The following is a 22,535-nucleotide window of genomic DNA, read 5'->3' as shown; positions in this document are numbered from 1 at the left end:
TCAAAAATACCCCTCGCGCTTCTTCTTCTCCATGCTGGCCGCCTGATCATGGTCGATCGCGCGCCCCTGCCGCTCCGACGTGGTGGTCAGCAGCATTTCCTGGATGACTTGCGGCAGGGTAGCCGCCTCGCTCTCGACCGCGCCGGTCAGCGGATAGCAGCCCAGCGTACGGAACCGGATCGAGCGATCGACCGGGACCTCACCGGGCCGCAGGCGGAAACGGTCGTCATCGACCATCAGCAGCATCCCGTCGCGCTCGACCGTCGGGCGCGACGCGGCGAAATAGAGCGGCACGATCTCGATGCCCTCCTGCAGGATATACTGCCAGATATCGAGTTCGGTCCAATTCGATATGGGGAAGACGCGGATGCTCTCTCCCTTGTGGATGCGGCTGTTATAGAGGTTCCACAGCTCGGGCCGCTGCGCCTTGGGGTCCCAACCATGCGCGGCGGAGCGGAAGGAGAAGACCCGCTCCTTGGCGCGGCTCTTCTCCTCATCACGCCGCGCGCCGCCGAACGCCGCGTCGTATCCGCCAGCGGTCAGCGCCTGTTTCAGCCCCTCGGTCTTCCACATATCGGTGTGGCGGCTGCCATGGTCGAAGGGGTTGATGCCCAGCGCCTCGGCCTCCGGGTTGCGGTGGACGATCAGCTCCATGCCCGCCGCCTCGGCCGCGCGATCGCGCAGCTCGTACATGGCGCGGAACTTCCAGGTCGTGTCGACGTGGAGCAGCGGGAAGGGTGGGCGTGCCGGGAAGAACGCCTTCTTGGCAAGGTGCAGCATCACCGCCGAATCCTTGCCGACCGAATAGAGCATCACCGGACGCTCGGTCTCGGCGACCACTTCGCGGAGGATATGGATGCTCTCGGCTTCGAGGCGCTGCAGGTGGGTTAGGCCAGTCATCGGATTGTCAGATAATGTCGCCAGCGAACCGTGCGACCAACTTATCCTGTCAATCGCGATAGTCCCGCTCCAGCGAGTCCAATATGCGCGCGCCCGCCATGAACACCGCGATGGGACAGGCGGCGAACAGGATCTTGCCCGGAAGCCCTGGATAAGCGGTCAGATAATGCATGCCGCGCTCGACCGCGCCGAGGCCCAGGCCATAGATGACCAGAAAAGCCTCGAACTTCGACTTGATCGTGAACAGGGCGACCAGGCGGGACCACATGACGCCGTTAGACCACCGGATCGCCCCGCCGCCAAGCGTCAACCGCTTGCCAAAGTGAGACAGTCCAGCTCGGTCAGCAGCGCGGCGCGGGCAGTCTCGATACGGGCGATCAGGGCGGGATCGCCGATTTCGGTGGGGTCGATGGCGTCGGGCCAATGCGCCTCGATCACGGCGGCGATCCGGTCGAGCCGGGCATGATCGACCAGGAAACGCGGGTCGATCGTCGCCGGGTCGGCCACCACGCGCAGGCGCAGACAGGCGGGGCCGCCGCCATTGGCCATCGATTCGCGGACGTTCACCACCTCCAGCCGCCGGATCGGACCATTGCCCGCCACATGATCCTGAAGCCAGGACCAGACGGGTGCGGTGTCGCGTGCCTCCTGCGGCAGGATCAGCGTCGGTTCGCCGCCCGGCGGGGTCACCAGCTGCGCGTTGAACAGGTAGGAGGCGATGGCATCCTCCAGGCTGACGCGCGCGGCGGGCACCTCGACGATCTCGACATCGGGCATCAGGGTGCGCAGATCGGCATAGAAGCTGTCGCGATCGGCAAAGGCCTGTTCATGGGCGAACAGCACGCGTTCGTTGGCGACGGCGACCACATCGTTGTGGAAGGCCCCCGCCGCGATGGCCGCATCCGACTGGCGCGCGAAGAGCACCCGGTCCGGCGACAGGCGATGCGCGCGGGCGACCGCCTCGCACGCCTGGCGATGCTGGCGGGCGGGAAAGGGGCCGCCGCTCTCACCATAGACGAAGACCTCGACGCCGGGATGATCATGGCCGCTGCACAGCCGCATGTGATTGGCCGCGCCCTCGTCGCCGAAGGGGGCCGGCACCGGCGGATGGACGACGAAGGCCGGGTCGGCAAAGGCCAGCCGCAACTGCGCGAGCGTCGCGGGCCACTCATGGCTGCGATGCGGCATGGTCAGCAGGTTGGCGACGGTCAGGTGGCAGCGCCCGTCGCGCGTATCGGGCGCGGGCGAGACGGTCGCGGCATTGGCCGCCCACATGGCCGAGGCGGACAGGCTCTGCGCCTTCAGGACCGGTGAGGCGGCGCCATAATCGGTCGCCAGCCGCCCCAGCCAGCCATGGTCGGGTCGGGGATGCGGCAAGAGAATGCCCTGCACCAGCCCCAGGTCGAGGTTCGCGCGCATCTTGGCGATCCCCTGAAGCGCAGCGGCCTTGGGGTGTGAGGTCTTGCCCGCATTGCGGGTGGCGGCGAGGTTGCCGTGGCTGAGCCCGGCATAATTGTGGCTCGGCCCGATGATGCCGTCGAAGTTGATTTCTTTCAGCATGATGCTCACCGATCGATATGCAGGACGGTATCGCCGACCGTCAGGTCGAGCGTGTTGGCGGCTTGTTCGGACAGGATGATGCCGCCATCGCCGTCGCGGATTTCGGCCAGCGCGCAGCGGAAGTCGGTGAGCCGTCCCGTTGCGACCAGCGCCTCGCGCCCCGGATGCGCATCGATCGCAACGACCGTGCTTTCGCGCGCATCGCGGATGGTGCGCACCTGGTCTGTCCGGGCCGTCATCGTCGGCCCGCCGTCGAAGATGTCGATATAATGCTCGAAGGCGAAGCCCTCATTCTCCAGCATCCGCATGGCCGCACGCCCTGAGGGGTGGGGCAGGCCGATGGCGGCCCGCGCGGTCTCGGTCAGCATCGCGGTATAGATCGGGTGCTTGGGCATCAGGTCGGCGATGAACTGGTGCCCGTGGATCGCATTGAACTGGTCGGCCTCCTGAAAATTCATCCCGAAGAACCGCCCGGCCAGCCCGTCCCAGAAGGGCGATCCCCCCGCCTCGTCGATCACGCCGCGCAGTTCGGCCAGTACCCGGTCGGCGAAGCGCGGGCGGTTGGCGCGCATGAACAGGTAGCGGCTGCGGGCGAGCAGCAGGCCCAGGCCCCCGGCGCGCTCGCCGGGATGGAGGAACAGGCCGCCGACCTCGCTCGCACCCTCCAGATCGGTGGTCAGCGACAGCATCTCGGCGCGGAAGGTGCGGTCGAGTTCGCGGCTATGCTGGGTCAGCGTGCCGATGCGATAGCTGTAGAAGGGGTGCTTCTGCCCGACATGGGTGAAGATCTGACAGGTCCCGCGCACCTCGCCGGTCGCGCGGTCCTCCAGCATCAGGACGAACAGCTCGTCTTTGACCTTGCCGTCGCCATCGCCCGCAAAGGCGTCATGGCTGCGCGCCAGCTTGGCAATCAGGGCGCGGCGATCGGGGGGCAGGTTGGTGAAGCCGCCGCCGGTCAGCTTGGCCATTTCATAGAGGTGGCGAAGGTCGCTATCGACCGCGGGGCGGATGCAAAAGCTGCTCATGCGGCACCGATGATGCGCAGGATGGTCAGCGCCGACAAGCCCGCGCGTTCGGCCAAGCTGTCGATCAGCATATATTCGTCCGCAGAGTGGATCGCGCCGCCGCGCACGCCCATGGTGTCGACCACGGGCACCCCCGCCGCCGCGATATTGTTACCGTCGCACACCCCGCCGGTGTCGCGCCAGCCGATGCTCAGGCCCAGATCGGCACCGGCCGAGCGGACCGTCTCGAACAAGGCGGCCGCGCCGTCGTCGATCGGTTTGGGGGGGCGATTGAAGCTGCCATGGACCTCGACGCTGACGTCATGTTCGGCCGCGATCCGCTCCGCGACGGCCTTCATTGCCGAGCCGGTGCGTTCGATGGCGGCCAGGGCACGCGGGCGGAAGTTGACGTGCAGCATCGCCAGGTCGGGCACGACATTGTTCGGACCGCCACCGTCGATCCGGGCCGGGTTGACGGTGATGTCGTCGGCGGCAAGCTGTGACAGCTCCAGCGTGATCCGGGCGGCGGCGACGATGGCGTTGCGCCCTTCCTCCGGATTGCGGCCCGCATGGGCGCTGCGCCCCCGTATGACGATGGTGAAATTGCCCGTGCCGCCCCGCGCCCCCGCCAGCGTGCCGTCGGGCAAAGCGGGCTCATAGGTCAGCGCCGCGACCTTGCCACCGGCGCATTTGGCGATCAGCGCGGCAGAGGACGCCGATCCGGTTTCCTCGTCCGAGTTGATAAGGACATCATAGCCGAACCGTCCGGCCATGGGACTAGCCTCGACGGCCTTCAGCGCCGCGAGCAACACCGCCAGCCCGCCCTTCATATCGGCCACGCCCGGCCCGCCGAGCCGGTTGTCGTCGATGCGCGTCACGGTCTGGAACGGATGATCGACCGGATAGACGGTATCCATATGGCCGGTGAACAGCATCCGGCGGGCGGCGTCGGGGCGGACGGACAGCAGCAGATGGCGGCCATGCGTCAGCGGCGCGGACCGGCCGTCGCTGCCGATCCGTTCGACCGGCTCCGGCTCGACCAGGGTCAACTCCCCGGGCAGGGTGCCGAAATGCTCGGCCAGTCGCTCGGCCATGATCGCCAGTCCGGCGATGTTGCGTGTCCCGCTGTTGATCGCGGCCCACGCCTCGACCAGCGGCAGCATGGGGTAGGCGGCGGCGGACGCCACCGCGTCTTGCTCGATCGTGTTCAGTCTCTCCATGGCCCCAACCTAGGCCATGGACGCAGCAAAGGTGAACCCCGCCGCCGAAATTAGAAGCTGTACACCACCGAGGCGCGGGTGATCGTGTCGGTCGTCCGGCGGCCGAGCGGCGGTTCGCTTTCATATTGGACATTGTAGGACAGCGCGGCGGACAGCGGACCGAACAGCTTGGCGTTCAGCGCCGAATTGGTGCTGACCGTGCTGTTGAACTTCTGCACATAGGCGGAGGCGTTCTGGTTGAACGACACGGCCGGGGTCAGTTTCCACACGAAATTCAGATTGCCACGCGCGGCCAGCGCGCTTTCGATCCGCCCGTCGGTGAACTCGGTATGCCGGAAGGCAGGGCCGAGTTCGACGTCCAACGTCATGCGCGGCTTGCGGATCGCGCTGTAACCCGCACCGCCGGATGCAGAGAAACGGTTGAAATAGCCCAGGAAGCGGTCGCTTTCATATTGCGCCGCGCCATAGACATAGTTGTTGGCGTTGAGTTTGTAGTTGGGCTCGTAGGAGGCGACATAATGTTCGCGGCTGACGATGTTCGCGCTCTCCTGATAATCGCCCTGGAGATGGACCTTGTGCCGCCATTGCAGCCCCTCGCGGGTCAGGTCGACAATGCCCGTTAGGCCGATATTCTGGCTGTTGCCCGTCGTCGCAAAGCCGCCCAGCTCGACCCGGCCGTGCCACAGGTCGAAAAAGGTCGCCTCGCGCAGCGTGCGACTGCGGCTGGCGGTCTTCTCGTCGCGCCAGACATCGGCCATCGCATCGATCGCGTCGGCGGCCTCGGGCACGGCGTTGCGGGCATAGCGGACGACGGTGGTGATGTCGTTCTCGTTGCCGCTGGCGATCGCGGCCTCCAGCATCGAACGGATCTGGGGCGGGATCAGCGCCGGGTCCGGGTCCTTGGGATCGGCATTGGCGAGCAGGCCGAGCGCCATCGGGATCAGGAACAGCCGCATCTTCATGGTCCGGTGCCTTAGCGCTTCGCCGCGTCGACCGAAACCGCGTTATCCGCATGCGTCACGGCGAAATGGTCGGCGAAGACGACCAGCAGTTCCTCGTACAGCGCCTTTTTGAACGGCACGATCATGGCGGGCAGCGTCTCCGGCTCGGCCCAGCGCCAAGCGCGGAATTCGGGATGTTCGGTATCGATGCGGACGTCGCTGTCCTCGCCCAGGAAGCGATAGAGGAACCAGCTCTGCCGCTGGCCGCGCCACTTGCCCTTCCACACCTTGCCGATCAGGTCCTCGGGCAGGTCATAGGTCAGCTCACGCGGTGCGCGCGCGATCAGTTCGACCTTGTCGGCGGTGACGCCGGTTTCCTCGAACAATTCGCGAAGCCCCGCCGCATCGGCCTCTTCGCCGGGGTCGATGCCGCCTTGGGGAAGCTGCCACGCCTCCAGGGTCGAATCGATCCGCTGGCCGACAAAGACGCGGCCGTCGCGGTTCATCAGGATGACGCCCGCGCAGGGGCGATAGGGAAGGTCGGTCATCATCATTGTCCCATCGGGCGGATGCCCTCCGCCTCGACGATCACGGCCCTCAACGCAAGCAGGAAAGCGGTGAGATCGCCCACGCCGGAGGGGATCGCCTTGCGCAGCGTCGCAAAGCCATGGATCGTGCCGCGTGCCTCGCGAAAGGTCACGGCCACGCCGGCCTTGGCCAGCGCGGCGGCATAGGCGCGGCCCTGGTCGCGGATCGGGTCGCACTGGGCGGTCATGATGACGGCGGGCGGCATATCGGCCAGCTCGCCCCGCATCGGGGCGGCGCGCACATCGCCCAGATCCGCGGCGTAGCAGGCGACGAACCAGTCCAGCATCGCCCGGGTCAGGAGATGCCCCTCGGCAAAGTCGCGGAGCGACGGGTGCGCACGGGCCATGTCGGGGGCGGGATAGAGCAGTCCTTGAGCGAGGACCGGCGCGGCGGCGGGCCGGTCGCGCAGGCTCATGGCGGTGACGGTGGCGAGCGTGCCGCCTGCACTGTCGCCCGCCACGATCAGCCCGGTCGTCCCCGGCTGCTCGGCCAGCCAGCGTGCGGCCGCCTCGCAATCGTCGGGCGCGGCGGGCCAGGGATGCTCGGGGGCCAGGCGATAGCCGACCGATAGGACGGGCAGGTCGAGCGCCCTTGCCATCTCGGCGGCGAGCGGCGCGTGCGTGTCGATGTCGCCGATCACGAAGCCGCCGCCATGGAAGAACAGCACCACCGGACCCGGCTCGCGCCGTTCGCGCGGATCGAAGCGCCGCACGGGGATCGGCCCCGCCGTACCCTCGATCGTGAACGCCTCGTCTAGCCCCAGCGGCCCGACCGGCGGATCGGTCAGGTCGCGCGCGGCGCGCATCATCTGGCGGGCCGCCTGGGGACCCAGCTCCTGCTGAGGCGGGCCGGGGAGGCGGTTATAATAGCCGAGGAATCGCGCCACATCGGCACGCAGTTCGGGCAGCGGGGCCGTGGCCCTCCTATCGCGGGTCATGGCTTCCTACCTAGGGACGATGATCCATGTCGTCCATCATCCCGCCTATGTCACCGAGGCACCGGCGCGTTCCACCTATCGCTGGGGCAAGAACGGGGCGATCCGCGATCTGCTGCGGGCAAAGGGCGATGCGGTGGCCTGGACCGAACCCGAACTGATCCTGCCCGTCTGGCTGGAGGCGGTACACGACCCCGATTATGTCGCGGAGGTGCTGGAGGCGCGCGTGCCGCCCGACAAGACGAGGCGGATCGGCTTTCCGATCACGCAGCAGGTCGCGCATCGGGCGCGGGCTGTGCCGGGGGGAACGTGGACCGCCGCGCTGCTGGCGCTGCAACATGGCTTTGCCGCCAATACCGCCGGGGGCAGCCATCATGCGCTGGCCAATACGGGGGCGGGCTATTGCGTGTTCAACGATCTGGCGGTGGCGGCGGTGCGGCTGGTCGAGCAGGGCGTCGTGGGGCGGGTGGCGATCGTCGATTGCGACGTGCATCAGGGCGACGGCACCGCCGCGCTGACCGCCGGTCGGCCGGATATCGTCACCTATTCGATCCATGCGGAAAAGAATTTCCCGGCACGGAAAGCGCGCTCGACGCTGGACGTCGGCTTGCCCGACGGCGTGGATGATGACGGTTATCTTACGCAACTCCAGGCGACGCTTGTGCCGTTTCTCGACGAGCATCGGCCGGACATCATCCTTTACCAGGCCGGGGTCGATCCGTTCGTCGAGGATCGGCTGGGGCGCCTGGCGGTGACACACGAAGGGCTGATCGCCCGCGACACGCTGATCGCCGATCTGGCGCTCGCCCGCGGGCTTCCCGTCGCCAGCACCGTGGGCGGCGGCTATGGTGACGATGTCATGGCGATTGCGGAGCGCCATGTCGCGGCGATCCTGACGCTAGGCCATCGCATGCGCGCATGGGAACCGGAGCGGGATCGAAACGTAGCGCGTGGATGACATCCCCGCACATCGTCTGGTTCCGCCAGGATCTTCGCCTTCACGACCAATCGGCTCTCTTCGCGGCGGCGGATGCGGGGCCGGTCATCCCGGTCTATATCCTCGACGACGAAACGCCGGGCGACTGGCGGATGGGCGCGGCGCAGCGCTGGTGGCTGCATCACAGCCTGACGTCGCTCGCGAAGGATCTCAAAGAACGGGGCAGCCGCCTGATCCTGCGACGGGGCGAAGCCGTCCAGACCTTGCGCGCCTTGATGGAAGAGACGGGCGCGACCGAGGTCCATGCCATACGTCATTACGAACCCTGGTGGCGCAAGGCCGAAGAGACGCTGGACGATTGCCTGACCCTGTATGACGGCAATCATCTGGCACGGCCGGAGCTGGTCACGACGGGCAGCGGCAAGCCGTTCCGGATCTACTCGGCCTTCTGGAAGGGGTTGCAGGGCCATCTGCCGCCCGAGCACCCGCTCGATCGCCCCGAGACGCTGGACGCGCCACGCCATTGGCCGACAAGCGAGAAACTGGCCGACTGGACGCTGCTGCCGACCAAGCCGGACTGGTCGACCGGTTTCGACGAGGACTGGATACCGGGCGAGGCGACGGCGCGCGAGCGGATGGCGGATTTCGGGGAAAAGGCGGTCGCCTATGACACCGCGCGCAACATGCCGTCCGAAGAGGGCAGCTCGCGCCTGTCGCCGCACCTGCATTTCGGTGAGGTCTCGGTACGTGCGGTATGGCACTCGCTCGCCCGGCGGGGCGATACCGAGACGTTTCGGAAAGAACTGGCGTGGCGGGACTTCACCGATGGTGTGGTCATGGCAATGCCCGATTATGCCGACCACAACGGGCGCGATGCCTTCGACAGGATGCCGTGGCGCGGTGGCGCAGAGGCCGCCAAGGACCTGAAGGCGTGGCAGACGGGACGTACCGGCTATCCGATCGTGGATGCCGGGATGCGGCAGCTCTGGACGACGGGCTGGATGCACAATCGGGTGAGGATGATCACCGCCTCCTTCCTCATCAAGCATCTGCTGATCGACTGGCGCGAGGGGGAGCGCTGGTTCTGGGATTGTCTGGTCGATGCCGATTACGGGAACAATGCCGTCAACTGGCAATGGGTCGCGGGCACGGGGATCGACTCGAACATGTTCGGCCGGATCATGGCGCCGCTCAGCCAGTCGGAGAAGTTCGATGCGGCGGACTATATCCGGCAATGGGTGCCGGAATTGAAGGGCGTTGGCGACGCCGCCATCCATGACCCGGACGAGGCTGGTTGTCGGCCGAAGGATTATCCAGCCAAGATCATCGGCCACCGCGAGGGGCGGGAGCGGGCCTTGGCGGCGGCTAGACGGATGCGGGGATAGGGGAGAGCGTGGCCTTCGACTTCGCTCAGGCTGAACGGAGGTTGTATAAGCGAGGCTCCCCCGCTCCGTTCAGCCTGAGCGAAGTCGAAGGCCACGGGAATCCCTACCGCTTCCGCCGACACGCGTCCGAGCAATAAACCACCTGATCCCAATCCCGCGCCCATTTCTTGCGCCAGGTGAAGGGGCGTCCGCAGGCCGGGCAGGTCTTGCTCGGCAGGTTTGCCTTGGCGACGCCGTTGGGCATCAGCGCGGCTCGGTATCGAGGAAGGCGGCGATGTCGGCCAGGTCGACCGTCTTGTCGAGATAGGTCTGCCCGATCCCGCGCGCGAGCAGGAAGGGCAGGGTGCCCGCCGCCATTTTCTTATCGTGCTTCATATGCTCGACCAACGTCGCGGAGGGAGCATCGATCCCGGCGGCCGCCAAGCCATCGGGCAGGCCGATCGCGCGGAGATGCGCCGCGACCCGCTCGGCGTCCTGCCGCTCGCAAAGGCCCTGGCGTGCCGAATAGCGGAAGGCGAGCGCACAGCCCGCCGCTACACCCTCGCCGTGGAGCAGGCGGTCGGAGAATCCCGCCTCCGCCTCCAGCGCATGGCCGAAGGTATGGCCAAGGTTCAGGAGCGCGCGGATGCCGTTGGTCTCATGCTCGTCCGCCGCCACGATCCGCGCCTTCGCCGCGACCGAATGGGCGATGGCGTACACCCGCGCATCGGCATCCCCCGCCAGCAATGCAGGCGCGTTCGCCTCGCACCATTCGAAAAAGGCGAAGTCGTCGATCAGGCCATATTTGACGACCTCGGCATAGCCCGCCCGCACCTGGCGCGCGGGCAGGGTGTCGAGCACGTCCGGGTCGATCAGCACCATGGCGGGCTGGTGGAAGGCGCCGATCAGGTTCTTGCCCGCCGAGGTGTTGATCGCGGTCTTGCCGCCGACCGACGAATCGACCTGCGACAACAGCGTCGTCGGGATCTGCACGAAGCGGCAGCCGCGTTTGACGATCGAACAGGCGAAACCGACCAGATCGCCGATCACCCCGCCGCCCAGCGCGATGACATGATCCGACCGCTCGATGCCGAGTTCGAGCAGCCGGTCGCAGACCTGGCTTAGCATCGCCCAGCTCTTGGTCTTTTCGCCCGGCGGCAGGATGATGGCCTCGCTCGCGACCCCCGCAGCCTCCAGCGACGCCTGAAGCACCGCCAGATGCGGCCGGACATTCTCGTCCGTCACGATCGCCATGCGACGCCCGCGCGACAGGGACGCAAGATGCTCGGCGGCGCGGGGCAGCAGCCCGGCCTCGATATGGATGGGATAGCTGCGGTCGCCCAGCGACACGGTGACGGTCTTCATCGTCCGATGGCTTTCAGGATGGCGTTGACGGTGGCCTCGTGCGGCCCCCGCTTGCTGGAGACATGGATGGGGGCCAGCGAATAGATCGGATTGCGGACCGCCGACAGCTCGCGCAGCACCTTCAGCGGGTCCTTGCCGCGCAGCAGCGGCCGCGTGTCGCGCCGCTTGACCCGTTCGGCCAGGACTTCGGGGCTGGCGTTCAGCCAGATGGCGGTCGCCTGTTCCAGGATCAGCGCGCGCGTCTCGTCATTGATGAACGCGCCGCCGCCGGTCGCGATCACCTTGGGACGGCCATCGACCAGCCGCGCGATCACGCGGCGCTCGCCGTCGCGGAAATAGGGTTCGCCGTAATGCTCGAAGATTTCGGGGATGCTCATGCCGGCGGCTTGCTCGATCGCGGTGTCGGCATCGACGAAGGGCACGCGCAACCGATTCGCCAGACGGCGGCCCACGGTCGACTTGCCCACGCCCATCAGACCGACGAGCACGATGGGCGACCCGTTCCAGCTTGCATCTACAGGGTTGTGGCTTTGCAACATTGCGCTCTGCGCTATACAGCGGGCGCGCGCCCGGCAACACCGGCCGGGCTTTCACGGGTCCATTATAAGGTTTTGCGTTTCATGTCCCGTATGGTCGTTTCGCTCATCGTCCTCCTCGTCATCGTCGTCGGCGGGCTGTTCCTGCTCTCGGGCCGGGCGACCGAACGGCCGACCACCCAGGTCGAAAAGGCGGTCTCGCTTGGCAACCTGCAATAAGCGGGGGGGCGCTCTTCGCCACCTGCCCAGGGCGATCGCCCTGCTGATGGTCGGGGCCGCCGCGATCGCGGCGGCGCAGGACCGTCCCGAATCACTGCTGCCCCCCGGTTTCGGCCAGCCCGCCGCGCAGCCCAGCACCCGGCCGCCCCCCCGGTCGACGCCTCGCCCGGCCATGGGTTCGGCGCCCGGTGCCACGCCCGTCGTCACGCCGACGCCCGCGCCGACCCCTGCCGATGCGGTGGGCGCCCTGCTGGATTCGCTGGCGACCCCGGTTCCGACCCCGACCCCGTCGCCGACACCCACGATGGATGCCGCGACGGTGGCCGAATATGAGCTGCCCGCCTCCGCCCGGCGCTCGCTGGCGGTTGTCGGTCCTGCGGGTCCGCGTGAAGGCGCGCTGGACCAGACGATCTTTGCCGGTGCGGATGGCCGGGTCGCCGAGATATTGATGCGGCGGCTGTCCGCGCCCTTGCCGTCGCGCTGGACCACGATCCTGCTGCGCCGTGCCCTGGCCACCCATATGGTGACGCCGCGCGGCGTGAACGGCGCGGACTTCGCTGCCGAACGGGCTTGGCTGCTGCTGCGCATGGGCGAGGCGCAGGTGGCGCGGGCCGTCGTCCAGTCGGTCGATCCGGCCAGTTACACGCCCAAGCTCTATCAGGTGGCGATGAACGCGCTGCTCGCCGCCAGCGACCCGGCGGGGCTTTGCCCGCTGGCCGATCGCGGCAGCGCGGTGACGGGACTGAACGGCTATCGGCTGGCCCAGGGCTGGTGCGCGGCGCTGACGGGGGACGGCGCGCGCGCCACCGCGACGGTTCGCCAGATGCGCCGCCAGGGGGGCGTCGAGGATTTCGACCTGAAGCTCGCCGAAAAGCTGATGGGCGCAGGCTCCGCGCGCAAGGCGGTGAGCGTCGACTGGGGCGGCGCCGACCGGCTGACCGTCTGGCGCTACGGCCTCGCCACCGCGACGGGTGTGACGGTGCCGCCGGATTATCTCTCCTATGTCGGGCCGCAGGTGCGCGGCTGGCTGGCGACCTCGGCGTCCGTACCCGCGACCGAGCGGGCCGGGGTGATCGATCAGGCCGCGACGCTGGGCGTGATTTCCAACGCCGCGCTGGTCGATTTCTATTCGGGCCTGACGGATGACGATCAGGCCAGCCGCGCGCAGACCGCGATCGGCAACGACCTGCGCAACGCCTATGCCGCTGCGGACGAAGGGCAGCGGCTGTCGGCGATGCTCTCGCTCTGGGGCGACAATACGCCCACGCCCTATGGCCGACTGATCCTGACCGCCCGCGCGGCCGCGCGTCTGCCGGTAATGAGCGACGGGCGCGAGGCGGACCGGCTGGTCGCGTCGATGCTTTCCGCTGGGCTGGATCGCAGCGCGGCGCGCTGGCGCGAGGCGGTGAAGCAGGACAGCGATGCCTGGGCGATGATCGTCTTGAGCGATCCCGACCGTCAGGGCCAGCTGGCTTACGATCAGGTCACAGGTTACAACGCCGACGCCTTGAAACAGCGTATGTTCTTTGCCGGGCTGGCCGGGCTCGGGCGGCTGTCGCGCGCCGATATCGAAAAGGGGGCCGAGGCGCTCGACGTGCGGGTCGGGCAGCGCAACGCCTGGACCGAGGCGCTGGATCAGGCCGTGGCGGACGAGCAGACCGGCATGGTCGTCCTGCTCTGCGCAGTCGGGATGCAGACCGGCGATTGGCGCGGGGTGCCGCCTCAGGCGCTCTATCGCATCGTCGAGGCGCTGCGCTCGGTCGGTCTGGATACCGAGGCGCGGATGATCGCGGCGGAGGCGATCGCCCGGACATGAACATGCGCGACGCCGCGCTGGTCGACCGCTTCCTGGAGATGATGGCGGCGGAGGCCGGCGCGGCGGGCAACACGCTGGCCGCCTATCGTTCGGACCTGCGCCTCGCAGCCGAGGCGATGGACGGTTTGGGGGAGGCCGACGAGGGCGCGCTCCGGCGGCTGGCCGAGGGGTGGGCGTCGCTGGCCAACGCCACGGTCGCGCGCAAGGCGGCGGCGCTGCGGCGTTTCTATGCCTTTCTGCAGGAGGAAGGGCTGCGCGGCGACGATCCCTCGTCGGTCCTGCCGCGCCCGGGCCAGAGGCGGGCGCTGCCCAAGATACTCGACCATGCCGATATCGACCGGCTGTTCGCCGCCATCGCCGAGCGGACAGGGGCGGCGCACCCCAGCGCCAACGATCTGCGGCTCGCGGCCCTGGTCGAGTTGCTGTACGGCTCGGGCCTGCGCGCGAGCGAACTCGTCGCCCTGCCGCGCAATGCCGTTCACCCGGATCGGCCCTTCCTGATCCTGAAGGGCAAGGGCGGCGTCGAGCGGATGGTGCCGATCTCCGACCGGGCGCGGGCGGCGGTGGCGGCGTGGCGGGTGCATGTCCCGGCGGACAAGCTCTGGCTTTTCCCCGGCGGCAAGAAGCATCTGACCCGCATCCGCCTCTATCAGCTGATCAAGGCATTGGCGGCGGAGGCGGGCATTCCACCCGACCGGGTCAGCCCGCATGTCCTGCGCCATGCCTTCGCGACCCATCTGCTCGGCGGCGGGGCCGATCTGCGCGCGGTGCAGGCGATGCTGGGCCATGCCGACATCGCCACGACCGAAATCTACACCCATGTCGAGGCGAGCCGACTGGTCGAACTGGTCAACGCCAAACACCCGCTCGTTGATTTTCGGGACAAGCGCCCTTAGGCGATAGCGCCATGTCAACGACCTTCCTCGATTTCGAGAAACCCATCGCCGAGCTTCAGAGCCGGATCGACGAGCTGCGCGACACGACCGCCGAAGGGACGGTCGATATCGGCGCGGAAATCGCCAAGCTCCAGGCCAAGTCCGACAAGCTGCTGCGCGATACCTTCACCAAGCTGACCCCGTGGCAGAAGACGCAGGTCGCGCGCCATCCGCAGCGCCCGCACTTCAAACATTATGTCGCGGGGCTGTTCGACGAGTTCGTGCCGCTGGCCGGTGACCGCGCTTTTGGCGACGACCAGGCGATCATGGGCGGCTTCGCCCAGTTTCGCGGCCAGCGCGTCATGGTGCTGGGCCATGAAAAGGGCGAGGATACCGCCAGCCGCCTGCGCCACAATTTCGGCATGGCCAAGCCGGAGGGCTATCGCAAGGCGATTCGCCTGGTCGAGCTGGCCGACCGTTTCGGCCTGCCGATCGTAACGCTGGTCGACACCTCGGGCGCGTTCCCGGGCATCCAGGCCGAAGAACGCGGTCAGGCGGAGGCCATTGCGCGTTCGACCGAAGCCTGCCTGGCGGCGGGCGTGCCGGTCGTCGCGGCGATCGTGGGCGAAGGCGGCTCGGGCGGCGCGGTGGCGCTGGCGGCGGGCAACCGCGTGCTGATGTTCGAGCATGCGATCTATTCGGTCATCAGCCCCGAAGGCTGCGCTTCAATCCTGTGGCGCACCGCCGATAAGGCCGCGGACGCGGCCGAAGCCATGCGTGTCACCGCGCAGGACCTGAAGCATTTCGGCGTGATCGACACGATCGTACCCGAGCCGGTAGGCGGCGCGCATCGCGATCATGCGGGCGCGATCGTCAATCTGGGCGATGCGGTCGAAAAGGCGCTGGGCGAGCTGGGCGGCCTGGGCCGTGACGAATTGAAGCGTGGCCGCGCGGCGAAGTTCCTGGCGATGGGGCGGCTGTAGTCCCGCACAGGATATGAAGAAAGGGGGGCGGTCAACCCAGTTGACCGCCCCCCTTTTTTGTAACCCGTTCGGCACGGGCAGGTAGGCGATGGTCGCCACCTGCCTGCGCTATTAGTTCGACGGTGGGCTGGCCAGCTTGTGGCTGACGTTGGTGAACGTCGTGTTCAGCGTGGTGCCGATGCTGTTCATCGCACCGATAGCCGCAACCGCGATCAGGGCAGCGATCAGGCCATATTCGATGGCCGTCGCGCCCTTGTTGTTCTTCAGCATCTTGCGAAACGTCTTCATTCCGGTCTCCGTTCAGTCCTGATTTGATCGATCACCCGGCTGAGCCGGAGCGCCGGTTCAGCTTCCGGCGGTTTACCGGCCCACTAGTTAAAAAAGGTTTGAATACCACCAATTTGCCGCCAAATTTAACGGCTTGCGAGGCTCAGCTCGGTGGCGATGCGCTGGCCCAGCGTTTCGAGGCTGACACCGACCTGGGAAAGGCTGCTGAAAATCGCCAGAATGACGACGGTCACGATCAACCCATATTCCACCGCCGACGCGCCGCGCGTATCGGCCAGCAGGCGTTGCAGCATCTCTCTGATCGCACGCGCTCTCATGTTGCCGCTACCTACGCGCCCGAGGTTAAGAAATGATCGACAGCCCCGCCTTGCCCGCTTTGTTTCCCGTCGTCGCCGCAGCCTTGGTGGACGAGGATGGCCGCGTACTGTTGCAACAGCGCCCGGCGGGCAAGGCGCTGGCGGGGCTGTGGGAGTTTCCGGGCGGCAAGCTGGAACCCGGCGAGACGCCCGAGGCGGCGCTGATCCGCGAGTTGCAGGAAGAACTCGCGATCATCGTTGCACCCGAGGGGCTGGAACCGGCGGGCTTCGCGACCGAGCCATTGCCCGGTCGCCATCTGCTGCTGCTGCTTTATGTCGTCCGCTTCTGGTCGGGCACGCCGGTTGCGTTGGAGGCGGACGGGCTTACGTGGTGCCGGCCCGCCGACATGCACGTCTGGCCCATGCCGCCCGCCGACGCGCCGCTCGTCCGCCAGCTTGCCGCTTACCTCGCCGACAAGACCAGTGCGGAGGCCGTACCCGATAGGGGCACGGTGTAACCGCCGCGCTCGAACGTCCCGCGCTCGGGGCGATAGGGGCGACCGCCGGGCGTCGTCGTCTCGACGAACAGACGGGCGGCGGGCGTATCACCGGTGGCGGGATCTAGGGCCAGGCGGACCGCGCCGGTCGCCGGGTCGTAATCGACCGCCTTGAACTTGCCCGCCTCCAGCGTCAGCCACAGCCCTAGCGGGGCGATGAAGACCCGGGCGCGCGCACCGTCATGCGGCTCGACATGGATCCGGTCGGCGGTCTGCGACAGATTGCCGCCATAGGATAGCCAGCCCAGCGTCGGGTCGTTCACCACATAGGTCGCAGCGGCATAGGCATGGCCGAAAAAGCCCATGCCATAATCGCCGCTATAGGGGTCCCAATCCATCCGGTCGGGCCAGCTGTGGAAGGCGGCCGAGGATGCGCCATTCTGGTCGATATTGGTGATGCCGCCCATCAATCCGCCATAAGCGACGCGCAGCAGGTGCATGTCGGCGGGATTACGCCGGAACGAATCGAACAGCGGGATGGCGTTCAGCGTCGATCCGTAATGATGGATCTGCCGCTCCAGCCGGAGATATTTGCCGCCGTACAGAAAGTCCCAATAGCGCCGGGCATTGCCGTTATAGCCCCAATGCGGGATCGACGGGTCATAGCCCAATATGACCTCGCGCGTGACATCGGCCTGCGGACCATATCCGAAATAGCGCATCCAGGCATAGACCTCGGCCTGGCCGGTCGAGTCCCAGGCCATCTCGCTGCCGAACGGATATTGCAGGGTGCGCCAGTGATCCGCGCGGCCCTTCATCAGCCGCTCGACCTCGGCAGCCTTGTCGGTCCAGCCCTCGCGCTTCAGGTCGGTCAGGATGTCGACGAAGACATCGCCCTCCATCAGCCCGAACTGCGCATAATGCGGTGCGTCGCGCATCATCGCGACGATGGTCCGATAGGCATGGTCGAGATACCATGGCCAGTCATGCACCTTCGTCAGCCCGGCATGGTTGCGCGCGATCCGGTACAGCGCCCAGTGCCCCGCCGCGACATGCGGGTAATTATAGGCGCGGCCCAGATCGTCCGCCTGATCCTTTTTCCATGAGGTCCAGCTCTGCCAGTCCTTGGCGGGCCGATAGAGGTCGGGGAAGGCGGCCGGGTCATAATAGAAGAGGCTTTTCTTCACGCCGCCCGCATGAGGACCGTCGGCGATCTGAAGCCGCCCGACGACCGTCTTGTCGACCAGCTCCTCGATCCGCGCGATTTCGGCGGCATTGGGATTATCGAGCTGCTTCATCACCGCCGCGACCCAACTGCCCGCGCCGCCTTCGTCGCTCATTCCCGAGATCCAGACACGCGGATCGGCGGTGACGATGTGATCGGCCTCACGATCATAGGTCAGGATGGCGGGCGAGCGGCCGAAGGGATCGCCCTTGCCCTCGAACCATTGTTTCGTGGTCGAGAAGCGGCCGAGATCGGCCATGGTCTGTTCGAGCGGCTTGGTGACGAAATACTGGACGGTCTGGATCTGACCATCGGCATAGGTGAGGGTCAGGCGCGCCCGGCCCCATTGGCGCCCGCGCACCGACAGGCGGGTCCAGCCGGGCTTGCCGGGTGCCCTCGTGACATCGAGCGCGCCTGCCGGATAGCTGGCAATGCCGGTGATCGCGGATGGCGACCGCACGAACAGCGCCGCGTCGAGATCGGTCGGCACGACATAGCCGGGCACGCCGACCACCACGGGGCGCTGCTGTGCCGCCAGCGTCGATTCGATCGCGCGAATGCCGGGCGCGGTGACGAGGCGCAGGCCGATCTTGCGGCTCTGGCCCGGCGCCAAGGTAAAGCTGGTCGGCGCGTTCCAGGGCGTCCCAGCCTTCGCCCAATCGGTCTGCGCATAGGCGGCGCTGGCGATGGTCCAGTCGTAAAAGCCTTCCGAGGTCTGCGTACGCGGGCTGGCTTCGGAGATGACCGCCTTGCCGCCGGTCTCGCCCAGCGTCGGGATCGGCACATAGGCCTCCAGCGGGGTGTCGCGTTCGGGCAGGACGAGCAGGGCGGGGCCTGCGCCGTTCAGTCGCGTGACCTGCACATAGCCCGCATCGCGACCGATATAGGGGTCGGCAAAGCTCGCCTGCGCATGCGCCTGTTCCAGGGTCCGGTCGGAGATGATGTTGTCGAACACCATCGGCAGGCCCAGCCCGCCGACCTCGACCGGCGCGGCGGACGTGTTGGTCAGCGTGAAGCGCAGGGCCGGGGTGCCCTTCTCGCTGACCCATTCCCGTACGATGCGCAGCGGCAGGCCGGTCCCCATCGACACGCTGATGTCCGCCGCCGCCAGCACCGCTCCGCGCGCGGGCAGCGCCCGCACCGGCCGACGTTCGCGTGCGGAGGAATAATCCTGCCACGCGCCGCTGCCCTGGCGCAGGCGCAGATGGATGTCGCCCAGATGATTATAGCCATTGCCCGCGCGTTCCCTGGCACGGCCGATCGGCAGGAAGTCGAAGCCGGGCGTGGCGACAGGCGAAAGGCCGCGTGCCGTCTGGCTGGCGGGGTCGAGGATCAGCTGGAATGTGCCGACCCGAAAGCGCGAAACGGCCGCTTTTTGCGAATCATTGGCAGTCTTTCGCAGCGTCGCCACGCCCGCGTCATGCGCGCTCGCGGCGATCGAAAGGGTGGCCAGCGTGACGGGCAACAGACGGATAAGACTTTGGCGCATGACGATAAAACCCCGACTTCGGGAAGCTCCTCCATGGGACCATCGCAATTGACCCCCCTCCCGTTCTGGCTATATTGGTATACAGTATTACCGGGAGGGCAAGATGCTGCGGTCGAGCAGGCGGGAATGGATGCAGGGGGCGGCCGGGGTCGCGCTGATGGGAATGGCGACGCGGGCGGTGGGGGCTGCGCCGTCGATCCTTCCGGCGAAGGCCGAGCCGCTGCCGCTGTCGGCGGTGCGCCTGCGCCCGTCCGTCTATGCGACCGCCGTCGAGACCAACCGTCGTTATCTCTATCGCCTCAGCCCCGACCGGCTGCTGCACAATTTCCGGAAATATGCAGGACTGGAACCCAAGGCGCCGATCTATGGCGGGTGGGAGAGCGACACGATCGCGGGCCATACGCTGGGCCATTACATGTCGGCGCTGGTCCTGACCTGGCAGCAGACCGGTGACACCGAGATGCGCCGCCGCGCCGACTATATCGTGGCCGAACTGGCCGAGGCGCAGGCCAAGCGCGGCACCGGCTATGTCGGTGCGCTGGGTCGCAAGCGGGCCGATGGCACGGTGGTCGACGGAGAGGAAATCTTTCCCGAGATCATGGCGGGCAAGATCAAGTCGGGCGGATTCGACCTCAACGGTTCCTGGTCGCCGCTCTACACGGTTCACAAGCTCTTCGCCGGGCTGCTCGACATCCATGGCGGCTGGGGCAATGCGCAGGCGCTGGACGTCGCGGTCAAGCTGGGTGGCTATTTCGCACGGGTCTTCGCCGCGCTCGACGATGCCCAGATGCAGACGGTGCTGGGGTGCGAATATGGCGGGCTGAACGAGAGTTACGCCGAGTTGTACCAGCGGACCAACGACCGCCAGTGGCTGGCGCTGGCCGAGCGGATCTATGATCGCAAGGTGCTCGACCCGCTCGTGGCGGGTGAGGACAAGCTCGCTAATTTCCACGCCAATACCCAGGTGCCCAAGCTGATCGGCCTGGCGCGCATTCATGAGATCACCGGCAAGCCCGAACCCGCCAGGGGCGCGAGCTTCTTCTGGGAAACGGTGACGGGGCATCACAGCTATGTCATCGGCGGCAATGCCGACCGGGAGTATTTTTCCGAACCCGATACGATCGCCCGGCACATCACCGACCAGACGTGCGAGCATTGCAACACCTACAATATGATGAAGCTGACCCGGCACCTCTATGGCTGGCAGCCGGACGGTCGCTATTTCGACTATTACGAACGCGCGCACCTGAACCACGCGATGGCCGCCCAGCATCCGCAAAACGGCGGCTTCACCTATATGACGCCGCTGATGAGCGGCGTGGTCCGTGAGTTCTCGTCGGACAAGGACGACGCCTTCTGGTGCTGCGTCGGCTCGGGGATGGAGGCTCACGCCAAGCATGGCGAGTCCATCTTCTGGCAGGGCGGCGATACCTTTTTCGTCAATCTCTACATCCCGGCCGAGGCGCGGTGGGAGAAGCGCGGCGCGACCGTGACGCTGGACACTGCCTATCCGATGGACGGGCAGGCGACGTTAAGCTTCACGCGGCTGGATCGAGCGGGTCGCTTCCCGCTGGCGCTGCGTGTGCCGGGCTGGGCGAACGGGCAGGCGCAGGTCGAGGTCAATGGCCAAGCCGTGACGCCGCGTTTCGAGCGCGGCTATGCCGTGGTCGATCGCCGGTGGAAGGCCGGGGACAAGGTTTCGATCCGCCTGCCGCTCGACCTGCGGGTCGAGACGACGCCCGGCGACGACACGGTCGTCGCGGTGGTGCGCGGGCCGATGGTGATGGCGGCCGATCTGGGCGGGCGCGAGGACAAGTGGGACTCACCCGACCCAGTGCTGGTCGGTGCCAATCCGCTGGCGGGCTTCACCGCCTCCGATCCGGCGATGGCGCGATACAAGACGGCGGGGGTCTTCCGTCCGGCGGACCTGAGTTTCGTGCCTTTCTACAGCCAATATGACCGGCGCAGCGCGGTCTATTTCAAGCGCTTCACCGAGGCGGGATGGAAGGCGCAGGAGGCGGCATTCCTGGCCGATCAGGCCAAGGCCCGCGATATCGCCGCCCGCTCGGTCGATGTCATGCATCTGGGCGAGATGCAGCCCGAGCGCGACCATGGGCTGACCTCCGACATCTCCTACCCGGTGTCCTATCGGGGTAAGCAGGGGCGTGATGCGCGGTCGGGCGGCTATATCGAGTTCACCATGGCGGTGCGCCCCGGCGCGATGATCCTGCAAGGCACCTATTGGGGTGAGGAGCGGGCGCGCGACTTCGACATATTGGTCGACAATGTGAAGGTCGCGACCCAGCATCTGGAGAATGACAAGCCGGGTGCGTTCTTCGACGTCGAATATCCGCTGCCGGCCGCGTTGACGGCGGGCAAGAAGAGCGTGCGGGTGCGGATCGTGCCGCATGACCGCAGCACGGCCGGGCCGATCTTCGGCATGCGGCTGTTCGCGGCCAAGGCGGGGGCGACGGCGTGACGGGCGTGCGGATGACCTTGGACGAATTGCGCGCGCTGGCGCGGGCCAAGCTGCTGGGCGCGGGGCTCGCACCGGCCCATGCCGAGGCCGTGGCCGAGACGATGGTGGCGGGCGAGCGCGACGGATGCACGTCGCACGGCATCTACCGCCTGCTGGTCGCCGTCTCCAGCATCGAAAAGGGTGTCGTCGTCCCCGATGCCGAGCCGGTGCTGTCGCATCCCGCCCGTGCGCTGGTCCGGGTCGATGGCGGCGGCGGCTTTGCGCAGCTCGCCTTTCAGACGGGCAAGCCCGCGCTGATCGAAAAGGCGAAGGCCAACGGTATCGCCGCTTTGGCCCTCAACAACGTCGTGCATTTTGCCGCGCTGTGGCCGGAGGTCGAGGAACTGGCCGATGCCGGGCTGGTCGCGCTGGCCTTCACGCCCAGCCATGCCTGGGTCGCGCCATCGGGTGGGGCGGAGCCGGTGTTCGGGACCAATCCCATCGCATTTGGCTGGCCGCGCCCGGACGGACCGCCCTTCGTCTTCGATTTCGCCACCAGCATGGTCGCGCGCGGGGAAATCGAACTCCATCGCCGTGCGGGCAAGAGCGTGCCCGATGACTGGGGTGTCGATGCCGATGGCAGGCCCACCACCGACCCGGCCGCGATCCTGTCGGGCGCGATGCGCACCTTTGGCGGTCATAAGGGTTCGGCGCTGGCGGCGATGGTCGAACTGCTTGCCGGGCCGCTGATCGGCGACATGACCAGCCGCGAGTCGATCGGGTGGGACGGCGGCCGCGGCGGCTCTCCGCTGGGAGGTGAGCTGATTATCGCCATCGATCCCAAGGGCTTCCTGGGCGATCTTCTCCCGCAAAATCAGGATCGGGCGGAGGCGATGTTCGGCGCGATCACGGGGCAGGGGGCAAGGCTGCCTTCCGCCCGTCGCTATGCCGCGCGTCAGGTTTCGCTGGTCGAGGGGGTCGAGATTTCGGCCGATCTCCACCGCGACGTGATCGCGCTGAAGGGTTGAGTGAGGGGGGTA

General features: G+C 67.3%; 23 protein-coding genes. 9 read left to right on the top strand and 14 right to left on the bottom strand.

All coding sequences use genetic code 11. The annotated features are described in order from the left end of the window. Genes cysD through SP5_RS00615 form a run of 8 tightly spaced genes read right to left on the bottom strand, consistent with a single transcriptional unit; the run spans position 1 to position 7,150 of the window. On the bottom strand, positions 1-900 hold the full coding sequence (gene cysD, locus SP5_RS00650) for a sulfate adenylyltransferase subunit CysD (RefSeq protein ID WP_042482541.1): 900 nt from the start codon (positions 898-900) through the stop codon (positions 1-3). A gap of 49 nt (positions 901-949) precedes the next feature. Then, complete coding sequence (locus SP5_RS00645; protein ID WP_042482538.1) at positions 950-1,168, bottom strand: hypothetical protein; 219 nt, start codon at positions 1,166-1,168, stop codon at positions 950-952. Between the two features lie 38 nt (positions 1,169-1,206). Continuing rightward, the gene (locus SP5_RS00640) at positions 1,207-2,460 is read right to left on the bottom strand and encodes an N-succinylarginine dihydrolase (RefSeq protein WP_042482630.1); all 1,254 of its coding nucleotides are present in this window, start codon (positions 2,458-2,460) and stop codon (positions 1,207-1,209) included. 5 nt (positions 2,461-2,465) lie between these two features. After that, positions 2,466-3,485 carry an arginine N-succinyltransferase gene (locus SP5_RS00635; RefSeq protein WP_042482534.1) on the bottom strand — a complete coding sequence of 340 codons (1,020 nt, stop codon included), beginning with the start codon at positions 3,483-3,485 and terminating at the stop codon, positions 2,466-2,468. Continuing rightward, positions 3,482-4,684: a hydrolase gene (locus tag SP5_RS00630; RefSeq protein WP_042482531.1), complete on the bottom strand. Its 1,203-nt coding sequence runs from the start codon at positions 4,682-4,684 to the stop codon at positions 3,482-3,484. The genes SP5_RS00635 and SP5_RS00630 overlap by 4 nt, the downstream gene beginning before the upstream one ends. 50 nt (positions 4,685-4,734) lie before the next feature. Further along, a complete protein-coding gene (locus tag SP5_RS00625) occupies positions 4,735-5,646 on the bottom strand; it encodes a DUF481 domain-containing protein (RefSeq protein WP_052811345.1) in 912 nt (303 codons plus the stop codon). Positions 5,647-5,657: 11 nt separating this feature from the next. Next, positions 5,658-6,173, bottom strand: coding sequence for an RNA pyrophosphohydrolase (locus tag SP5_RS00620; RefSeq protein WP_042482625.1), 516 nt, complete (start codon positions 6,171-6,173; stop codon positions 5,658-5,660). Between the two features lie 2 nt (positions 6,174-6,175). Further along, positions 6,176-7,150, bottom strand: a complete 975-nt coding sequence (locus SP5_RS00615; RefSeq protein WP_042482530.1) for an alpha/beta hydrolase — start codon at positions 7,148-7,150, stop codon at positions 6,176-6,178. A 19-nt stretch (positions 7,151-7,169) separates the two neighbouring features. On the opposite strand from SP5_RS00615, the gene SP5_RS00610 reads away from it, so the two are divergent. Both SP5_RS00610 and SP5_RS00605 read left to right on the top strand, forming a co-directional pair. Continuing rightward, positions 7,170-8,105, top strand: a complete 936-nt coding sequence (locus SP5_RS00610; protein ID WP_042482527.1) for a histone deacetylase family protein — start codon at positions 7,170-7,172, stop codon at positions 8,103-8,105. Next, a complete protein-coding gene (locus SP5_RS00605; RefSeq protein ID WP_042482525.1) occupies positions 8,102-9,469 on the top strand; it encodes a cryptochrome/photolyase family protein in 1,368 nt (455 codons plus the stop codon). The genes SP5_RS00610 and SP5_RS00605 overlap by 4 nt, the downstream gene beginning before the upstream one ends. A 103-nt stretch (positions 9,470-9,572) precedes the next feature. Here the strand turns inward: SP5_RS00605 and SP5_RS18640 are convergent, their stop codons facing one another. The 3 genes from SP5_RS18640 to SP5_RS00595 are packed head-to-tail and all read right to left on the bottom strand — an operon-like array spanning position 9,573 to position 11,352. Then, the gene (locus SP5_RS18640; protein ID WP_076710980.1) at positions 9,573-9,713 is read right to left on the bottom strand and encodes a DUF2256 domain-containing protein; all 141 of its coding nucleotides are present in this window, start codon (positions 9,711-9,713) and stop codon (positions 9,573-9,575) included. Continuing rightward, positions 9,713-10,813 carry a 3-dehydroquinate synthase gene (gene aroB, locus SP5_RS00600; protein ID WP_042482522.1) on the bottom strand — a complete coding sequence of 367 codons (1,101 nt, stop codon included), beginning with the start codon at positions 10,811-10,813 and terminating at the stop codon, positions 9,713-9,715. Before aroB ends, SP5_RS18640 begins: the two co-directional genes overlap by 1 nt. Next, positions 10,810-11,352 carry a shikimate kinase gene (locus SP5_RS00595; RefSeq protein WP_042482519.1) on the bottom strand — a complete coding sequence of 181 codons (543 nt, stop codon included), beginning with the start codon at positions 11,350-11,352 and terminating at the stop codon, positions 10,810-10,812. Before SP5_RS00595 ends, aroB begins: the two co-directional genes overlap by 4 nt. 81 nt (positions 11,353-11,433) lie before the next feature. Here SP5_RS00595 and SP5_RS19865 point away from each other — a divergent pair, with 81 nt between their 5' ends. From SP5_RS19865 to SP5_RS00580, 4 genes are read left to right on the top strand one after another with little or no spacing between them, the layout of a single operon-like run. After that, the gene (locus SP5_RS19865; RefSeq protein WP_257575576.1) at positions 11,434-11,568 is read left to right on the top strand and encodes a hypothetical protein; all 135 of its coding nucleotides are present in this window, start codon (positions 11,434-11,436) and stop codon (positions 11,566-11,568) included. Next, a complete protein-coding gene (locus tag SP5_RS19860; RefSeq protein ID WP_281177292.1) occupies positions 11,552-13,384 on the top strand; it encodes a hypothetical protein in 1,833 nt (610 codons plus the stop codon). The genes SP5_RS19865 and SP5_RS19860 overlap by 17 nt, the downstream gene beginning before the upstream one ends. Next, a complete protein-coding gene (locus SP5_RS00585; RefSeq protein ID WP_042482516.1) occupies positions 13,381-14,280 on the top strand; it encodes a tyrosine-type recombinase/integrase in 900 nt (299 codons plus the stop codon). Before SP5_RS19860 ends, SP5_RS00585 begins: the two co-directional genes overlap by 4 nt. Positions 14,281-14,291: 11 nt before the next feature. Then, entirely contained in the window at positions 14,292-15,242 is a 951-nt protein-coding gene (locus SP5_RS00580; protein WP_042482513.1) for an acetyl-CoA carboxylase carboxyltransferase subunit alpha, read from the top strand. Positions 15,243-15,353: 111 nt separating this feature from the next. Here SP5_RS00580 and SP5_RS00575 read toward each other — a convergent pair whose 3' ends face one another. Further along, positions 15,354-15,530: a Flp family type IVb pilin gene (locus SP5_RS00575; protein ID WP_042482511.1), complete on the bottom strand. Its 177-nt coding sequence runs from the start codon at positions 15,528-15,530 to the stop codon at positions 15,354-15,356. A gap of 125 nt (positions 15,531-15,655) precedes the next feature. Beyond that, positions 15,656-15,823: a Flp family type IVb pilin gene (locus SP5_RS18635; protein ID WP_245613351.1), complete on the bottom strand. Its 168-nt coding sequence runs from the start codon at positions 15,821-15,823 to the stop codon at positions 15,656-15,658. Between the two features lie 56 nt (positions 15,824-15,879). On the opposite strand from SP5_RS18635, the gene SP5_RS00570 reads away from it, so the two are divergent. Continuing rightward, positions 15,880-16,344: a (deoxy)nucleoside triphosphate pyrophosphohydrolase gene (locus SP5_RS00570; RefSeq protein WP_042482509.1), complete on the top strand. Its 465-nt coding sequence runs from the start codon at positions 15,880-15,882 to the stop codon at positions 16,342-16,344. On the opposite strand, the gene SP5_RS00565 is transcribed toward SP5_RS00570, so the two are convergent. Next, entirely contained in the window at positions 16,290-19,037 is a 2,748-nt protein-coding gene (locus tag SP5_RS00565; RefSeq protein ID WP_042482504.1) for a DUF5695 domain-containing protein, read from the bottom strand. The genes SP5_RS00570 and SP5_RS00565 overlap by 55 nt on opposite strands. Positions 19,038-19,140: 103 nt before the next feature. Here SP5_RS00565 and SP5_RS00560 point away from each other — a divergent pair, with 103 nt between their 5' ends. Both SP5_RS00560 and SP5_RS00555 read left to right on the top strand, forming a co-directional pair. Next, positions 19,141-21,516, top strand: coding sequence for a glycoside hydrolase family 127 protein (locus tag SP5_RS00560; RefSeq protein WP_245613350.1), 2,376 nt, complete (start codon positions 19,141-19,143; stop codon positions 21,514-21,516). Between the two features lie 11 nt (positions 21,517-21,527). Next, on the top strand, positions 21,528-22,523 hold the full coding sequence (locus SP5_RS00555; RefSeq protein ID WP_042482616.1) for an Ldh family oxidoreductase: 996 nt from the start codon (positions 21,528-21,530) through the stop codon (positions 22,521-22,523). Positions 22,524-22,535: the final 12 nt, after the last annotated feature.

Origin of the sequence: Sphingomonas parapaucimobilis NBRC 15100, from assembly GCF_000787715.1 — a bacterium.
Lineage (GTDB): Bacteria > Pseudomonadota > Alphaproteobacteria > Sphingomonadales > Sphingomonadaceae > Sphingomonas > Sphingomonas parapaucimobilis.
Note: the sequence above shows the minus strand (reverse complement) of the source record. Positions and strands in the feature narration are given on the sequence as shown.

What these genes read in the sequence shown, in the direction of transcription:
- cysD (WP_042482541.1), bottom strand. Translation starts at nt 900, where the DNA reads ATGACTGGCCTAACCCACCTGCAGCGCCTCGAAGCCGAGAGCATCCAT.
- SP5_RS00645 (WP_042482538.1), bottom strand. Translation starts at nt 1,168, where the DNA reads ATGTGGTCCCGCCTGGTCGCCCTGTTCACGATCAAGTCGAAGTTCGAG.
- SP5_RS00640 (WP_042482630.1), bottom strand. Translation starts at nt 2,460, where the DNA reads ATGCTGAAAGAAATCAACTTCGACGGCATCATCGGGCCGAGCCACAAT.
- SP5_RS00635 (WP_042482534.1), bottom strand. Translation starts at nt 3,485, where the DNA reads ATGAGCAGCTTTTGCATCCGCCCCGCGGTCGATAGCGACCTTCGCCAC.
- SP5_RS00630 (WP_042482531.1), bottom strand. Translation starts at nt 4,684, where the DNA reads ATGGAGAGACTGAACACGATCGAGCAAGACGCGGTGGCGTCCGCCGCC.
- SP5_RS00625 (WP_052811345.1), bottom strand. Translation starts at nt 5,646, where the DNA reads ATGAAGATGCGGCTGTTCCTGATCCCGATGGCGCTCGGCCTGCTCGCC.
- SP5_RS00620 (WP_042482625.1), bottom strand. Translation starts at nt 6,173, where the DNA reads ATGACCGACCTTCCCTATCGCCCCTGCGCGGGCGTCATCCTGATGAAC.
- SP5_RS00615 (WP_042482530.1), bottom strand. Translation starts at nt 7,150, where the DNA reads ATGACCCGCGATAGGAGGGCCACGGCCCCGCTGCCCGAACTGCGTGCC.
- SP5_RS00610 (WP_042482527.1), top strand. Translation starts at nt 7,170, where the DNA reads ATGATCCATGTCGTCCATCATCCCGCCTATGTCACCGAGGCACCGGCG.
- SP5_RS00605 (WP_042482525.1), top strand. Translation starts at nt 8,102, where the DNA reads ATGACATCCCCGCACATCGTCTGGTTCCGCCAGGATCTTCGCCTTCAC.
- SP5_RS18640 (WP_076710980.1), bottom strand. Translation starts at nt 9,713, where the DNA reads ATGCCCAACGGCGTCGCCAAGGCAAACCTGCCGAGCAAGACCTGCCCG.
- aroB (WP_042482522.1), bottom strand. Translation starts at nt 10,813, where the DNA reads ATGAAGACCGTCACCGTGTCGCTGGGCGACCGCAGCTATCCCATCCAT.
- SP5_RS00595 (WP_042482519.1), bottom strand. Translation starts at nt 11,352, where the DNA reads ATGTTGCAAAGCCACAACCCTGTAGATGCAAGCTGGAACGGGTCGCCC.
- SP5_RS19865 (WP_257575576.1), top strand. Translation starts at nt 11,434, where the DNA reads ATGTCCCGTATGGTCGTTTCGCTCATCGTCCTCCTCGTCATCGTCGTC.
- SP5_RS00585 (WP_042482516.1), top strand. Translation starts at nt 13,381, where the DNA reads ATGAACATGCGCGACGCCGCGCTGGTCGACCGCTTCCTGGAGATGATG.
- SP5_RS00580 (WP_042482513.1), top strand. Translation starts at nt 14,292, where the DNA reads ATGTCAACGACCTTCCTCGATTTCGAGAAACCCATCGCCGAGCTTCAG.
- SP5_RS00575 (WP_042482511.1), bottom strand. Translation starts at nt 15,530, where the DNA reads ATGAAGACGTTTCGCAAGATGCTGAAGAACAACAAGGGCGCGACGGCC.
- SP5_RS18635 (WP_245613351.1), bottom strand. Translation starts at nt 15,823, where the DNA reads ATGCTGCAACGCCTGCTGGCCGATACGCGCGGCGCGTCGGCGGTGGAA.
- SP5_RS00570 (WP_042482509.1), top strand. Translation starts at nt 15,880, where the DNA reads ATGATCGACAGCCCCGCCTTGCCCGCTTTGTTTCCCGTCGTCGCCGCA.
- SP5_RS00565 (WP_042482504.1), bottom strand. Translation starts at nt 19,037, where the DNA reads ATGCGCCAAAGTCTTATCCGTCTGTTGCCCGTCACGCTGGCCACCCTT.
- SP5_RS00560 (WP_245613350.1), top strand. Translation starts at nt 19,141, where the DNA reads ATGCTGCGGTCGAGCAGGCGGGAATGGATGCAGGGGGCGGCCGGGGTC.
- SP5_RS00555 (WP_042482616.1), top strand. Translation starts at nt 21,528, where the DNA reads ATGACCTTGGACGAATTGCGCGCGCTGGCGCGGGCCAAGCTGCTGGGC.